We start from the raw sequence: 15,303 nt of genomic DNA on the forward strand, positions 1-15,303 counted from the left end.
TCGCGGCCCCGCGTACCGCATCCGCGGTAGCCGGGGGCGAACCGTACTCCCCTTGGAGACCCCCGGGTTCACCCCGGGGTACCGGCCGCCCGCACCGCCCCGTACCTAGGATCGCGGTATGGATCTGCGAGGTTTCGGGCGGCGGGCACGGTCGCGTGCGGCGCTGCGCGGGCGGCGCCGCTACGCCGCCGTCGGCGCGCTGGCCGTACTGATAGGAGGCGGCACCTGGGCGGCCGCCTCCTCGGACGCGGCGCCCGCCGTGCACCGCGAGGACCGGCTGCTGTCCCTGCCGGAACGTCCCGGCGGCGCGAAGGAGGTGCGGATCGACACCTCCTTCTTCACGTCGGGCCCGGCGTCCGGCCGGCGGCCCGCGGTGCTGCTCGGCCACGGCTTCGGCGGCAGCAAGGCCGATGTCCGTCCCGAGGCCGAGCGGCTGGCCAGGGACGGTTACGCCGTACTGACCTGGTCCGCGCGCGGATTCGGGAAGTCCACCGGGAAGATCGGGCTGAACGACCCGGACGGCGAGGTCGCCGACGTCCGCCGGCTGATCGACTGGCTGGCCCGGCGGCCCGAGGTGCGGCTCGACCGGCCCGGCGACCCCCGGGTGGGCGTGGCCGGCGCCTCGTACGGCGGGGCGGCCTCGCTGCTGGCCGCCGGGTACGACCGGCGGGTGGACGCGATCGCCCCGCAGATCACGTACTGGAACCTCGCCGACGCGCTCTTCCCGCACGACGTGTTCAAGAAGCTGTGGGCCGGGATCTTCTTCACCACCGGCCAGTCCGGCGCCCCGACCGGCGCGCCGCGCACCCCGCCCGCCTCGTCCGGCGGCTGCGGGCGGTTCGAGCCGGCGCTGTGCCGGATGTACGAGCGGACCGCGGTCTCGGGCAAACCGGATGCGGAGGCCCGCCGGCTGCTGGCGGCCCGCAGTCCGTCCGCCGTCGGTGACCGCATCAAGGTGCCGACGCTGATCATGCAGGGCCAGACCGATTCGCTGTTCACCCTGGACCAGGCCGACGCCGCGCAGCGGGCGATCCGCCACAACGGGGCGCCGGTCGCGGTCGACTGGATCGCCGGCGGCCACGACGGCGGCGACCGGGAGACCGCCCGCCTGACAGGCCGTACGGCGGCATGGTTCGACCGCTATCTGAAGGGCGACAAGGGCGCCGACACCGGGCCCGGGTTCCGGATCAGCCGGACCGGGGGAGTGGACTCCACCGACGGCGCGGTGCGGCTGCGCGGGGCGAGCGCGGACCGGTACGCCGGGCTCGCGCACGACCCGCGGCGGATCCGGCTCACCGGCCGGACCCAGACCTTCAGCAATCCGGCGGGCTCCGGGCCGCCGGCGATCTCCGCGGTGCCCGGCGTCGGGGCGCTCGGTGATCTCTCCTCGCTCGGTTCCGGCGGGCTGTCGCTGGACTTCCCCGGTCAGTACGCCCGGTTCGAATCGGCGCCGCTGTCCTCGGCGGTCCGGCTGACCGGCCGCCCCGAGGTGACCGTGCACGTACGGTCCGGCTCCCGGGACGCGGTGCTCTTCGCCAAGCTCTACGACGTCGCCCCGGACGGCCGCCGCCAGGTGCTGCCCGCGCAGCTCGTCGCCCCGTACCGCATCGCGGACGCCCGCGCCGGCCGCACGGTGCGGCTGCAACTGCCCGCCGCGGACCACGAGTTCGCGGCCGGGCACCGGCTGCGGCTGGTCCTGGCGGCCACCGACCTCGGCTACGCCTCACCGGCCGAACCCACCGCGTACACCGTCTCGCTGAAGGGCGGCGGGGTGCTGGACGTGCCGACCGTGCCACAGGTGCGCAGCGCGGCCGCGCCGCTGCCGGCCTGGACCTGGGCGCTGCCCGCCGCGGCCGCCGTGCTGGCCGGCCTGCTGCTCTTCACCGCCCGCCGCCGGACCGCGGCGCCGCCGCCCGAGCCGGCGCTCGCCGGGGTGCCGCTGGAGATCCGCGGCCTGAGCAAGCGGTACGCGGGGTCCGAGGACCGGTACGCCGTACGCGAGTTGTCGTTCCGGGTGGAGCGGGGACAGGTGCTGGGACTGCTGGGGCCCAACGGTGCCGGGAAGACGACGACGCTGCGGATGCTCATGGGCCTGATCGCGCCGGACGAGGGCGAGATCAGGATCTTCGGGCAGGCGGTGCGGCCGGGCGCGCCGGTGCTGTCGCGGGTCGGCGCGTTCGTCGAGGGCGCCGGGTTCCTGCCGCATCTGTCCGGCCGGGCCAATCTGGAGCTGTACTGGCAGGCGACCGGCCGGCCCGCCGGGGACGCGCACCTGGACGAGGCGCTGGCGATCGCCGGCCTGGGGGAGGCCCTGCAGCGGGCCGTCCGCACGTACTCGCAGGGCATGCGGCAGCGGCTGGCGATCGCCCAGGCCATGCTCGGCCTGCCCGACCTGCTGATCCTCGACGAGCCGACCAACGGGCTGGACCCGCCGCAGATCCGCGAGATGCGGGAGGTGATGGTCCGTTACGCCGCGGCCGGGCGCACCGTCATCGTCTCCAGCCATCTGCTGTCCGAGGTCGAGCAGAGCTGTACGCATCTGGTCGTCATGGACCGCGGGCGGCTGGTGCAGGCCGGGCCGGTCGCCGAGATCACCGGCTCCGGCGACACCCTGCTGGTCGGGGTCGCCGGGGAGGTCACCGACGCCGTCGTGGAGAAGGTGGCCGCGCTGCCGGGCGTGACGTCGGCGGTCCGCGCCGACGGCGGGCTGCTGGTGCGGCTGGCGGACGCCGCCGGCACGCCGCGGCTGGTGGCCGAACTCGTCCGGCTGGACATCCCGGTGGACCGCGTGGCCCCGTACCACCGGCTGGAGGACGCCTTCCTCACCCTGATCGGAGGCGACGCACGATGACCGCTGACCGGAGGGGACCGACGATGACCGCCGACGCCGAGGGCGCCACGACCGCGACCGGGAGCGGCACCGCGACGGCGACCGGGCCGGGACGCCGCCCGGGGACGGGCGGGCGGCGGGCTACCGGCCGCGCCGCACCCTGCCGCTGCGCGTGGAGGCCCGGCGGCAGCTGCTGCGCCGGCGCACCCTCGTCGTCGCCGCGGTGCTGGTGCTGCTGCCGTTCGTGCTGGTCGCGGCGTTCGCGATCGGCGGCGACCCGGCCACCCGCAGCGGCGGCGGCCGGGTCTCGCTGATGGCCGCCGCCACCGCCTCCGGCGGGAACTTCGCCGCGACCGTGCTGTTCGTGTCCGCCGGGTTCCTGCTGGTGGTGCCGGTGGCGCTGTTCTGCGGTGACACGGTCGCTTCGGAGGCGTCCTGGTCGTCGCTGCGCTACCTGCTGGCCGCGCCGGTGCCGCGGGCCCGGCTGCTGCTGGCCAAGCTGACCGTGGCGCTGCTGTTCAGCGCCGCCGCGATGGTGCTGCTGCCGCTGGTCGCGCTGGGCGTGGGCACCGCCGCGTACGGCTGGGGGCCGCTGCAACTGCCCACCGGCGGGGCGCTGTCCGCGGGCGACGCGGTGGGGCGGCTGGCGGTCGTGGTCGGCTATGTCTTCGTCAGCCAGCTGGTCACCGCGGCGCTGGCGTTCTGGCTGTCGACGGTCACCGACGCGCCGCTGGGCGCGGTCGGCGGCGCCGTCGGACTGACCATCGTCGGCAACGTCCTGGACCAGGTCACCGCCCTCGGTGGCTGGCGGGACGTGCTGCCCGCCCACTGGCAGTACGCCTGGGCGGACGCCCTCCAGCCGACGGTGGAGTGGTCCGGGATGGTGCAGGGCGCGTCGGTGTCCGTGGCGTACGCGCTGGTGCTGGTGGCGCTGGCGTTCCGGGGGTTCGCGCGCAAGGACGTGGTGTCGTAGGGGCGCGGTCCGCGGGCCGGCGCCGGCCCGCGGACCGGTACCACGCCCGCGGCCGGCGTCCCGGGGCCGGCCGCCGGGTCAGGCGGTCGGCCCCTGCATGTGCGCGCTGACCCAGCGCATGGTGCCCTCGCCCAGGCCCCGCACGTAGGTGGCCGCGCTGTGCGTGCCGTTCGGCACTATCTGGAGCCGGGTGCGCACCGGGCCGTGCCCGTACTGGGCGATGAACTTCCGGACCTTCGGCAGCACGGTGTACTCCTTCGAGCCGTCCTGGAAGGCCAGGTAGACCTCCGGTCCGCCGCGTGCCGTCAGGCGGCGGGCCAGCTCCTCGGGGTTGTTCTCCCGCTCCTCCCTGGCGTGGCCGTTCCACAGCGGGGAATCGGGCACGATGTCCGGCCCGTTGGGGATGGCCACCTTGAAGGTGCCCGGGTTCTGCAGGACGTTCTTCAGGGCCGCGAAGCCGCCCGAGGAGGAGCCCATGATGGCCCAGGCGTCACGGGTCCTGAGGGTGCGGAAGTTCTGCCGCACGAGGTCGGGCACGTCCTTGCTGAGCCAGGTGCCGATCTTCGGCTGGCCGGGTATGTCGCTGCCGTCGTAGTACTGCTTGTCGTTGGGGTTGAGGACCGGCATGACGACGATGAAGGGCAGGCTGGTGCCGTTCTTCGACCAGCGGGCGAGGTTCTCCTCCAGCTTGAGGTCGGAGCCGATCCAGTAGTTGACGGGGTAGCCGTACGAGCCGGGCAGCGCCTCCATCACCGGGAAGCCCTTGTCGGCATTGCGCTTCTCGTAGTACTCCGGCGGCGCCCAGACCCACACCTTGCCGGTGAAGCCGGACTTCGGGCCGTGCAGGGTGGTCACGCCGATCGGGGTGTTGCCGCCGGCGCCGCCGACCCGGCTCTCCTCCTGGAAGGTGATCGGCTTGCTGGGCCACTGCACCAGGGAGCGCTTCCCGTGGGGCGAGGTGTGCAGCGCGGCGCCCGTCTTGGGGCCGCCGCCGAAGCGCACGTGGGAGGGTGGGGAGGAGCTGGTGCCGCAGCCGGCGGTGGTGACGAGGACGGTCAGGGCGATCAACGCGACCACCGGACGGAACAGGGCTTTGCGCACGGGCCTTCTCCTTGGCGAACCTGCCGGGATGCGTCCCGGCCGACCAGCAAGAGGGCGCGGGGGCGCGCCCGGGTTTCCCCCGGTGGGTGTCGGGTTGCTCGCACCCCTGCCCGGAATCTGGCCTTCCCCTTCCTGACCTGGGATGTTTTACGCCCGACGGAAGGGCGGTTTACCAGGATTTTCCCGGTGGGTGGGGCGCTCGGGACGGGTCCGCGCGCGGGGGCGGACCCGCCGGGTCGTCGCGGGACGCCGGCCCGCCCGCCGCCCCGTTACGCCCCGACCTGACCCGTATCCTCTCGTTATGACCTGGTCGCGTGCCCTGAAGGACGCCGCCCGCTCCGGGCTGACCATCGAGCGGACCAAGCTCACCCCGCTGATCGCGGTCCGCGGCACGGCCGGTGTCGCCCTCGTCATCGGCCTGTGCCTGTGGCGCGGCAACCCCACCCTCGCGGTCTCCTCCGCCTTCGGCGCGTTCTCCTCCGGCATCGTCACCTTCCAGCGCAGCATGCGGCCGCGCCCGGTGCTCGCGCTCGCCGTCGCCGGCGCGCTGGCGGTCTCCACCTTCCTCGGCTATCTGGCCGCCGCCCATATCGCCGCGTTCGTCCTGTTGCTCGCCGGCTGGACCCTGATGGCCGGGATGGCCTGGGCGATCGGCCCGATCTCCGGGCTGGCCGGCACCCAGACCGTGGCGATCATGCTGGTCACCGTCACCCTGCCGACCTCCGTCCTCGGCGCCCTGGAACACGCCGCCCTGATCTTCTTCGGCGGGCTCGTCCAGGCCACCCTGATCGTCGTCTTCCCGGTCCGCCCCTGGGGCACCCAGCGCGACGCGCTCGCCGACGCGCTGGCCGCCGAGGCCGACTACGCCCGCCGGCTGCGGCACGACCCGGTCGCGGCCTTCGACCCGGCGCCCCTGATGGACGCCCGGCTCGCCGCCACCGTGACCGCCCGTCAGGCCCGCCGCCGCCCCGTCCAGCTGCACGGCCCGCGCGGCCTCGCCGAACGCGTCCGGCCGGTCCTCGCCTCCCTGGCCGACCCGGTCGTCGGCGCACCCCTGGAGGGCCCCGAACGCGACCGCGCCCGCGACCTGCTGGCCGCCGCGGCCACCGTCCTGGACGCCGTCGCCCACGCCGTACGGCACGCCCGGCCCGTACGGCTGCCGCCGGAGGCGATGGCCACCCTGGAGGTCCCGGCGACCGGCCCGATGCTGCACGGCCCCGCCCGGCGTTCCGCGTACCGCCTGATCTCCCTGCTCGCCGACGCCGTCGAGCTCACCGACGAGCCGGTACGCGCCACCCGCCCCACCACCGAGGCGGAACGAGGGCAGGGCGGGCGGGAACAAGGCAGCCACCTGCTGCGCCCCAGCGTCCCCCGGCTCGTACCGGTCGCGCTGCGCTCCCTGCACCGCGAGGCCCGCTGGTCCTCGCACATCTTCCGGCACGCCCTGCGGGTGGCCGCGGTCGCCGCCGCCGGCTATCTGCTGGGCACCGCGCTGCCGTTCGGCCACGGCTACTGGGCGCCGCTGGCCTCCGTCATGGTGATGCGTCCGGACTTCGCGCAGACCTACTCCCGGGGCGTGGCCCGTTTCTGCGGCACCCTCGTCGGCGTTGCCGTCGCGGGCACCGTGATGGCCCTGGTGCACCCCGGCGCATACGTCAGCGCCGCGCTCGCCGTGGTCTGCGTCTGGCTGATGTACCTGCTGATGCGCACCGGCTTCTCGGTGACCTCGGCCTGCGTGACCGCCTACGTGGTCTTCCTGCTCGGCATCGCCGGCGCCGGCTGGGAGCAGACCGTCCAGGAACGCGTCGTGCTCACCCTCTTCGGCGGGCTGCTGGCGATGCTCTCCTACGCGCTGTTCCCCGCCTGGGAGACGCCCCGGCTGCGCGACCGGCTCGCCGACTGGCTGGAGGCCAACGGCCGCTACGCGCTCGCCGTATGGGAGGCCTGCGCCCGGCCCGCCGCCCGCCGGCCGCGGCAGGTCCGCGAGGCCCTGCTGGACGCCCGGGCCGCCCGTGTCGCCTGGGAGAAGAGCGAGGACCGCGCCGAGAAGGAGCCGGTGCGCCACCGCGGGCTGTCGCCGGGCGCGGCGAAGGCGGCGGGCGCCGCGCTCGCCACCATGGGCCGGGTCACCATGATCCTGGAGGCCCATCTGCCCGCCAAGGACGCCGAACCCTCCGCCGGCGCCGCCGCGTTCGCCGCCGCACTGCGCCCCGACCTGGAGCGCGCCACGGGGGCCGTACGGGAACGCGGCCCGCTGAACTGGAGCGCCCTGCGCACCGTATGGGAGAGATGGGACGCAGAAACGGGCAGCGAGGGCGTCGCACCGCGCGCCGCCGGACTGCTGGTCGACGCCCTCGACGAGCTGGCCGAGGCGCTGTCCGGCGACCCGGAAGCACGCGAGGAGGGGGCACGGGGAACCATCCCACGCTCCCAGTAGTCTTATTAATTGCCCGCAATGAACCCCATTGGTAACCAATGGGGTCATCTGCGGCCCGCCGCCCCCCGTCCCCATCAGTTCCGTCCCCGTCGCGAGAGAGCAACCCCACTCCCCATGGCGTCCAGCACTTCGTCCGGTACGTACGACATAGGCATCGACCTCGGCACCGCCAACACCCTGGTGTACGCGCGCGGCAAGGGCGTGGTGCTGAACGAGCCGTCAGTGGTCGCCGTCAACGCCTCCGGCGAGGTCATCGCCGTGGGCGAGGACGCCAAGCGGACCATCGGCCGCACGCCCTCCGGCATCACCGCGATGCGCCCCCTGAAGGAGGGCGTCATCGCCGACTTCGAGGCCGCCGAGCAGATGCTGCGCGCCCTGATGAAGAAGGCCCTGCCCAGCCGCCGCTTCTCCCGCCCCCGGGTGGTCATCTGCGTCCCCTCCGGCATCACGGGCGTCGAACGGCGCGCGGTCATCGACTCCGCCCGCGGCGCCGGGGCCCGCGAGGTGCACCTGATAGAGGAGCCGATGGCCGCCGCGATCGGCGCCGGCCTCCCGGTGGACGAGCCGGTCGGCTGCATGGTGGTGGACATCGGCGGCGGCACCACCGAGGTCGCCGTGGTCTCCATGGGCGGCCTGGTCACCGCCCAGTCCCTACGGGTCGCCGGTGACGCCCTGGACGCCGCCATCACCGCCTACGTCAAGAAGAAGCACTCCCTGGCCATTGGTGAGCGCACCGCCGAGGACATCAAGATCGCCATCGGGTCAGCGGTGTGGACCCCCGTCGACGTCGACGAGGACGGCGAGCCGGACCGCCGCTCCTCCTACACGGTCCGCGGCCGCGACCACATCAGCGGCCTGCCCCGCCTCCAGGAGATCGGCGAGGAGGAGATCCGCCGGGCGCTGGCCGAACCGGTCGACGCGATCGTCCGCGCCGTCCACCAGACCCTCGACGCCTGCCCGCCGGAGCTCTCCGGCGACATCATCGAGCGCGGGATCGCCCTCACCGGCGGCGGCGCCCTGCTGCGCGGCCTGGACCGGCGGCTGCACCAGGAGATGGGCGTGCCCGTACGCGTCGCCGACCAGCCCCTGGACTGCGTCGTCAACGGCACCGCCAAATGCGTCGACGAATTCGCCAGCCTGCACGGCCTGCTGACGGGGGCGAAGGAACAGCCCCGGAAGACGGTGCGTTTGTAGGGTGACCGCTGCAGGACTGCTGCACCCTGCGGGGCCGAACCCCGCAGGGCTGCTCACCGCGGGGGCCGAACCCGGCGGGGACGGTGCTGCGGAGGAGACCGCCCCCTAGGAGTACGCATGCCGCAGACCACGGAACCGGCCGACCACCCCGCCGGCCCGGTCCACCGCTTCGCCGAGATTCCCGAAGGCCGCATCCACTTCGTCGAGCAGGGCACCGGCCCGGTGGTCCTCCTGGTCCACGGCTTCCCCGAGTCCTGGTACTCCTGGCGCCACCAACTGGCCGCGCTGGCCGCCGCCGGCTATCGGGCGGTCGCCATCGACGTGCGCGGCTACGGGCGTTCGTCCAAGCCGAGCGAGGTGTCGGCCTACCGCATGCTCGCCCATGTGGCCGACAACGTCGCCGTGCTGCGCGCCCTGGGGGCGGAGACCGCGATCATCGCGGGCCACGACTGGGGCGCGCCCATCGCCGCCCACAGCGCGCTGCTCCGGCCCGACCTCTTCACCGCCGTCGCCCTGCTGAGCGTGCCGTACGCGCCCCACGGCGCCACCCGCCCCACCGAGGCGTTCGCGCGGCTCGGCGGCGACGAGGAGTTCTACATCAGCTATTTCCAGCAGCCGGGCCGCGCCGAGGCGGAGATCGAACCGGACGTCCGCGGCTGGCTGGCCGGCGTCTACGCCGGCCTCTCGGGCGAGGCGAAGCCCGCCGCCGACGACCAGGACGGCAACGGCCTCACCCGGATGACCGTCCCCAGGGGCGGCAAACTCTCCGACCGCTTCCCGGCCGACACCACGCTGCCGTCCTGGCTCACCGAGGCCGACCTCGACTACTACACCGGCGAGTTCGAGCGGTCCGGACTGACCGGCGCCCTCAACCGCTACCGCAACGTCGACCGGGACTGGGCGGACCTCGCCGCCTGGCAGGGCGCCCCGATCACCCGGCCCGCCCTCTTCATCGGCGGCGACCGCGACGCCCCCACCCACTGGATGGCCGACGCCATCAAGGCCTTCCCGGTGACCCTCCCGGCCCTCTCCGGCTCCCACATCATCGAAGGCTGCGGCCACTGGGTCCAGCAGGAACGCCCCGACGAGGTCAACCGACTCCTGATCGACTGGCTGCACGGCCTGCCGGCCTGAGGCGACCCCCGCCGGGGCCTGTGTCCGCGACGGGCCGCCTTGCCGCCGGGGAGTTGTGCCTTCTACGGGCTGCCGCCCGCCGAGGGCCGCGCCCTCCGGCTGCCGCCCCGCCGGGGGGCGCCCTCTACCGACTGCCGCCCGGCCGGGGGTCGCGCCCCTTACCGGCTGCCGCCGCCCATGTAGGCCTCCAGCCCGTCGAGGATGCGCTCCAGGCCGAACTCGTCCGCCCGGTCGCGCTCGGCCACATCGGCCTCGGTGGCGGCCAGGGCCGCGGCGACCGCCGGATAGCGGTCGGCGCGGCCCACCAGCAGCTCGTTCAGCGCCGCGCTCATCACCTGCTCGGGCTCCGTCGCCCGCGCACTGCCCAGCCCCATCGACGCCGACACCTGCGCGAGGGCCCGTACGTGGCCGCTCACCACGACCACGGCGTCGAGCTGCTCCCCGCCGCTCAGCCCGGTGTCCGCCAGCGCGGCCACCGCCGCCTCCGTCCAGCCGAGTTCGTTCGGCCCCATGACGCGCGGGCCGGTGGCCGCACCCAGCAGCCAGGGGTGCCGGTGGTAGACGGCCGTCAGCGTCTCCGCCCAGGCCCGCAGCCCGTTCCGCCACCCCTCCGGCAGCTGCGGAGGTTCGCCCATCCCGCGGTCGATCATCAGCGCGACCAGCTCGTTCTTGCCGGGCACATAGCGGTACAGGGACATCTTCGTGAAGTCCAGCTCGCCCGCGACCCGTTGCATCGAGACCGCCCCGAGCCCGCCGGCATCGGCGAGCGCGATCGCGGTGCGGGTGATCCGCTCCAGGCTCAGCGCGGGCCGCGGCCCGCGGCTGGGCCGCTCGCGCCCGCCCCACAACAGCTCGACACTGCCCGCCTGATCCCCGAACACACTGCGCTTCTCGTCCTCGCCCACCATCCCCGCATCCTAAAACTGCGTCTGGGGTACACAAAAGCGTGTCCGCCGGATACAGTTTCTTCGTCGGCCCGATGACCGCGGACCGATCGACTATCCGATCCGATGACGGGGAAAGAGCGATGTCTCGACGCATGCCGCACGACAGGACGCACGACATGCCGCATGGCAGGACGCCCGGCCAGACGCCCGGCCTGACGCACGAAACGCCCCGCACGCAGGCCAAGAAGGTGGAGACGGGCTCGAAGGCCCACTCCGACCGGGCTGGCGGCATTCCCGGCGACCGGCCCGACGGCCGCTCCGCCGGCGGAGGCGGTGGCGGCCGGAACCGCACGGTCCTCATCTCCGGCGCCAGCGTGGCCGGCCCGGCCCTCGCGTACTGGCTCTGTCGCCACGGCTACCGCCCCACCGTGGTCGAGGTGGCCCCGGCCCTGCGCGGCGGCGGGTTCGCGGTCGACTTCCGGGGCGCGGCACACCTGACGGTCCTGGAGCGCATGGGGATCCTGGACGAGATCAGACGCCACAGCACCGGCGGCGGGACGGCCATGAGCTTCATCGACGACCGCGGCCGCCAACTCGCCGTCCTGCCGCCCGAGTTCGCCGGCGGCGACCTCGAAATCCTCCGCTCCGACCTCTCCCGGATCCTCTACCGCCACAGCCTGACCCCGGCGGCCGACGGGCACCCGGCGCCCGAGTATCTCTTCGACGACACCCTCACCTCCCTCACGCCCACCCCGGACGGAGTCCACGCCACCTTCGCGCGCACCCCGTCCCGCACCTTCGACCTGGTGATCGGCGCGGACGGCCTGCACTCCACCGTGCGCAGACTGGCCTTCGGCCCCGAGTCGGAGTTCGTCAGCCACCTCGGCTATTACGTCGCCGCCTGGGACCTCCCGGAGTCCGCCGGCGACCTGGCCGCCGAACCCGTCGGCTACTCCGAACCGGGTCGTACGGCGACCGTCGGCCGCACGCCACGCCGCAGTGCCGAGCCGGGCTACACAGGCGAGGCCTTCTGCGTCTTCGCCTCCGCCGAGGAGCTGACCCACGACCGGCGCGCTCTCCCCGCCCAGAAAGAGGCGATAGCCCGCGCCTACGAAGGAGCCGGCTGGCGCACCCCGGAACTGATCGACACCCTCCGGGCCGCCGACGAGCTCTACTTCGACTCCATCAGCCGCGTCGATGTCCCGTGCTGGTCCACGGGCCGTACGGCCCTCCTCGGCGACGCCGCCCACGGCGCCACCCTCGGCGGGATGGGCACCGGCTCGGCGATCATCGGCGCCTACGTCCTGGCCGCCGAACTGGCCGCGTCCCCCGACGACCACTCAGCGGCCTTCACCCGCTACGAACGCAGGCTCCGCCCGTATGTGACCCAGTGCCAGGAAGGCGGCCGCGGCACCGGCGCCTTCCTCGCGCCCGCGACCCAGGAGGCCATCGACGCCCGCAACGCCGCCCTCAACGACCCCGCAACCCGCGCCGCCATGCTGCAACAGGGCCACGACCTCTCCACGGCCATCACCCTCGACGCCCAGACCCCGGACACGCCGCCCCTCCACGCGCCCGGGACGGCGTGAGGCACGGCATGAGGCACGTCATGACGCACGGCATGGCGCACCACGTAGCTGGTCGACCCGCGGGACCCGGCCCTGGCCGCAGTGGCCACCTTCCGCCTCAGCGGACTCCTCACCAAGGGCTCGATCACCAGCGAAAAAGACCCTCCCGCAGGGAGGGTCTGGCCTGGCGCCCCCGGCAGGACTCGAACCTGCGGCCAAGTGCTTAGAAGGCACCTGCTCTATCCACTGAGCTACGGGGGCCGGTGTGGGCGTGGATCACGGACCGCGGACCAGGATAGAGGCCCGGGTGCCTCGTCCCGGTTGCTTCACCTCCGTGGCACGTTGTGGAGGTTCGGTGAAGCGGTCCCGATAATCGCAGGCAGGTACGAATCCTGCACCGCTTTTGACGCGCGGCGTGGCGGGTGTTGTGCACTCGTTATGCCTGCGTCTCAGTTGTCGCGAACGTCTCATGCGCCACTCGTCCCATTCTGTACGGGTTCTCGCGGCGCGCACGAGGGGTTATACGCTTCAAAAAGCCAACGAAATTGGGCATTCTGCACATGTGGCGACCTTGGACGTACGACCCCGCCTGCTCGACGCCCTGTCCGTACTGCGCGACCGCGTCGAAGCCGCACGCTTTCCGCTGCCACTACGGGGCGCCGCCCGCGCCCGGTGCAACCGGGCCGAGCTGCTCGCCCAGCTCGACGACTATGTGATTCCCCGCCTCCGGTCGCCTCAGGCGCCGCTGCTGGCGGTGATCGGCGGCTCCACCGGGGCCGGCAAGTCCACCCTGGTGAATTCGCTGGTGGGGCGGAGGGTCTCGGAGGCCGGGGTGCTGCGTCCGACGACGCGTACGCCGGTGCTGGTGTGCCATCCCGATGACGTCCACTGGTTCTCCGGACGGCGGGTGCTGCCGCAGCTCACCCGGGTCTGGGGGCCCGAGGAGGACGACGGAGCGGAGGGAGCTCATCCGGAACACGAGGAATATGGGGAACGTGGGGAATATGGGGAGTGCGGGGGTACGGCGGCGGAGGTGGGCCGGGTAAGCCGGGCAAGGGGGAGCGGCCGGGGGCGGGGAGCCGTTCGCGGTGCGGATCGAGGTGGAGGCGGCGCTGCCCAGTGGGCTGGCGTTGCTGGATGCGCCGGACATCGATTCGCTCGTCGCCCGCAACCGCGAGCTGGCCGCGGAGCTGATCTGCGCCGCGGACGTATGGGTGCTGGTCACGACGGCCGCCCGGTACGCCGACGCGGTGCCCTGGCACCTGCTGCGCGCGGCGAAGGAGTACGACGTCACGCTGGTGACCGTGCTGGACCGGGTGCCGCACCAGATCGCCACCGACATCTCCGGGCGGTACGCGGAACTGCTGCAGCGCGCCGGCCTCGGCCATGTCCCGCGGTTCACCATCCCCGAGCTCCCCGAGTCGGCCGGCGGCGGCAGCGGGCTGCTGCCCGCCACGGCGGTCGCCGGGCTGCGCGAGTGGCTGGAACGGCACGCCCAGGACCCGGCCGCCCGTAGGGCCGCCGCGGACCGTACCGCCACCGGGGTGATCGCCTCGCTGCGCAGCCGGCTGCCCGCCCTGGCCGGGGCCGCCGCTGCTCAGCACGCCGCGGGGCTCCGGCTCGCCGGCCGGGTCGAGGAGGCGTACGAACGGGCCGTCGAACGCGTGCGGAGCGAGGTCGCGGCCGGTGAGGTGCTGGCCGGGGACGCCCGCGCCTACTGGCGCGACCACGGGACCGGCGGCCGGTCGGACGAGTTGCTCGACGCCCTGACGGAGGGGCTGACCTCGTTGCTGACCTGCGCGGTGGAGGAGGCCGACGAACGGGCCGCGGAGGCCTGGCGGCGCGATCCCGCGGCCTCCGACCTCTCGTTGACGGCCTCCTCGGGAGCCTCCGAGGCGTCGACCGCCGCGACCGCCGCGACCGCCGCGACTGCCTCGGGTGCCGCGGAAGCCGCGGAAGCCGCGGGGGCGGCCGGTCGGCTGGGCGTGCTCGTCCGGCGCTGGCGGCGCTGCCTGGAGGAGCTGGCCGAGGAGGAGACCCGTGAGGCGCGTGATGCCCGTGACGCGCGTGGTGGACCGGCCGGTGAACGCGGCGCGCAGGTGGAGCCGGAGGAAGCGGCCGCCCTCCTGGCCGCCACGCTGCTCGGCGGCCGGCGCGCCCGTACGGCGGGCGAGAACCTCGCCGACCTCCTGGGAGCCCAGACCGCACTGCGGCTCCGCGACCGGGGCGGCCGACTGCTGGCCACCTATCTGGCACGTGCGCTGGACGGGGAGCGCGAGCGGCGGCTGGCGCCGCTGGACCGGCTGACCGTACCGCCGGACCAGCAGGCCGAGCTGATCGCCGCGCTGTCCGTATTGCAGCGCGAGCGGCAGCAGGAGCAGAAGAGGACGGCAGCGGATGTCGTACGGGCGGAGGCAGTCGTGGCGGCAGCAGCAGCGGCGGCGGACGCAGTAGTGGTGGAGCGGGAGCCAGAGCGGGAGAAGGCGGAGGTGTCGGGGTGAGCGGTTCCGGAACGGCGGGTTCGGGTGTGGGGGAGGGGGCGCCCGCAAGGACGGCTTCAGGCGCGGGCAACGGGGCGGGAGAGGGGGCGCGGAGAGAGCCGCTGCCGTGGCGAGGACTGGTGACGCAGGGAGGGCAGGCGACGTGGGGACGACCGGCGAGGTCGGGCGGGCGGGTGGCGTGATGAGAGCCGGTGACGAGCCGGGAACGGGGACCAGGAGAGCGGCGCACCCGGATGTGGCGAGTCCTGGAGCGGGCAGCCGGGGAGCGCGCGTACGGCGACGGGCGAACCGGGTCCGGGCGGGGCGTGGGACGACGGGTTGATCGCCCGGCGGGTGCCGGAAGGCAGTGTTCCGCGGCCGGGCGCGCGGCGGGGACCGGTGGGGCACGGGTCGAGCCACGGGTCGAGCCGCAGTCCGGTGCCCCGGAGGTCGCTTCGGGCGCCGGTGCCGAGGAAGCGGGTGGTGGGTCATGCGTCGGGGCATATCCCGGGGCCTACGCCGAGGTCTACGCCGAAGCGCACGCCGGGACATACGGAGGGGCGTACGGCGAGCCGGGTGGCGCGCCGCGCGCCGTATCGGGTGGCGAGTCGGGTACCGCCTCTTCTGGCGCTGCCCCTACCGCGTCCTGTGGCGCTACCCCTACCGGGGCATTCGGAGCCGACCGTGCCGCTTCGTCCG

The 15,303-nt window shown here is 74.2% G+C and carries 8 protein-coding genes, 1 tRNA gene and 1 pseudogene; 7 read left to right on the forward strand and 3 right to left on the reverse strand.

Translation table 11 applies throughout. From position 1 onward, the window contains the following. The first annotated feature begins 118 nt into the window (after positions 1-118). Positions 119-2,851 (forward strand): alpha/beta fold hydrolase, encoded by a 2,733-nt coding sequence (locus tag OJ254_RS14660; protein ID WP_265362690.1) that lies wholly within the window; start codon positions 119-121, stop codon positions 2,849-2,851. Between the two features lie 139 nt (positions 2,852-2,990). After that, complete coding sequence (locus OJ254_RS14665; RefSeq protein ID WP_265365157.1) at positions 2,991-3,803, forward strand: ABC transporter permease; 813 nt, start codon at positions 2,991-2,993, stop codon at positions 3,801-3,803. A gap of 78 nt (positions 3,804-3,881) precedes the next feature. On the opposite strand, the gene OJ254_RS14670 is transcribed toward OJ254_RS14665, so the two are convergent. Beyond that, a complete protein-coding gene (locus OJ254_RS14670; protein ID WP_265362691.1) occupies positions 3,882-4,904 on the reverse strand; it encodes an alpha/beta hydrolase in 1,023 nt (340 codons plus the stop codon). A 301-nt stretch (positions 4,905-5,205) separates the two neighbouring features. On the opposite strand from OJ254_RS14670, the gene OJ254_RS14675 reads away from it, so the two are divergent. From OJ254_RS14675 to OJ254_RS14685, 3 genes are all read left to right on the forward strand, one after another. Then, a complete protein-coding gene (locus OJ254_RS14675; protein ID WP_265362692.1) occupies positions 5,206-7,341 on the forward strand; it encodes an FUSC family protein in 2,136 nt (711 codons plus the stop codon). Between the two features lie 114 nt (positions 7,342-7,455). Further along, complete coding sequence (mreB, locus tag OJ254_RS14680) at positions 7,456-8,535, forward strand: rod shape-determining protein (RefSeq protein ID WP_261951360.1); 1,080 nt, start codon at positions 7,456-7,458, stop codon at positions 8,533-8,535. Positions 8,536-8,652: 117 nt separating this feature from the next. Then, complete coding sequence (locus OJ254_RS14685) at positions 8,653-9,669, forward strand: alpha/beta fold hydrolase (protein WP_265362693.1); 1,017 nt, start codon at positions 8,653-8,655, stop codon at positions 9,667-9,669. A 158-nt stretch (positions 9,670-9,827) separates the two neighbouring features. Here OJ254_RS14685 and OJ254_RS14690 read toward each other — a convergent pair whose 3' ends face one another. Then, complete coding sequence (locus OJ254_RS14690; protein WP_265362694.1) at positions 9,828-10,577, reverse strand: TetR/AcrR family transcriptional regulator; 750 nt, start codon at positions 10,575-10,577, stop codon at positions 9,828-9,830. 155 nt (positions 10,578-10,732) lie between these two features. Between OJ254_RS14690 and OJ254_RS14695 the strand changes: the two genes are divergently transcribed. Continuing rightward, entirely contained in the window at positions 10,733-12,145 is a 1,413-nt protein-coding gene (locus OJ254_RS14695; protein ID WP_265362695.1) for an FAD-dependent monooxygenase, read from the forward strand. Positions 12,146-12,309: 164 nt separating this feature from the next. On the opposite strand, the gene OJ254_RS14700 is transcribed toward OJ254_RS14695, so the two are convergent. Then, positions 12,310-12,385, reverse strand: a tRNA-Arg gene (locus tag OJ254_RS14700). 301 nt (positions 12,386-12,686) lie between these two features. Here OJ254_RS14700 and OJ254_RS14705 point away from each other — a divergent pair. Continuing rightward, a pseudogene (locus tag OJ254_RS14705) lies at positions 12,687-14,625 on the forward strand (dynamin family protein). Positions 14,626-15,303: the final 678 nt, after the last annotated feature.

The sequence above is a fragment of the Streptomyces endophytica genome (assembly GCF_026153355.1).
In the GTDB taxonomy this organism is placed as follows: Bacteria; Actinomycetota; Actinomycetes; order Streptomycetales; family Streptomycetaceae; genus Streptomyces; species Streptomyces endophytica.

What these genes read in the sequence shown, in the direction of transcription:
- OJ254_RS14660 (WP_265362690.1), top strand. Translation starts at nt 119, where the DNA reads ATGGATCTGCGAGGTTTCGGGCGGCGGGCACGGTCGCGTGCGGCGCTG.
- OJ254_RS14675 (WP_265362692.1), top strand. Translation starts at nt 5,206, where the DNA reads ATGACCTGGTCGCGTGCCCTGAAGGACGCCGCCCGCTCCGGGCTGACC.
- mreB (WP_261951360.1), top strand. Translation starts at nt 7,456, where the DNA reads ATGGCGTCCAGCACTTCGTCCGGTACGTACGACATAGGCATCGACCTC.
- OJ254_RS14685 (WP_265362693.1), top strand. Translation starts at nt 8,653, where the DNA reads ATGCCGCAGACCACGGAACCGGCCGACCACCCCGCCGGCCCGGTCCAC.
- OJ254_RS14690 (WP_265362694.1), bottom strand. Translation starts at nt 10,577, where the DNA reads ATGGTGGGCGAGGACGAGAAGCGCAGTGTGTTCGGGGATCAGGCGGGC.
- OJ254_RS14695 (WP_265362695.1), top strand. Translation starts at nt 10,733, where the DNA reads ATGCCGCATGGCAGGACGCCCGGCCAGACGCCCGGCCTGACGCACGAA.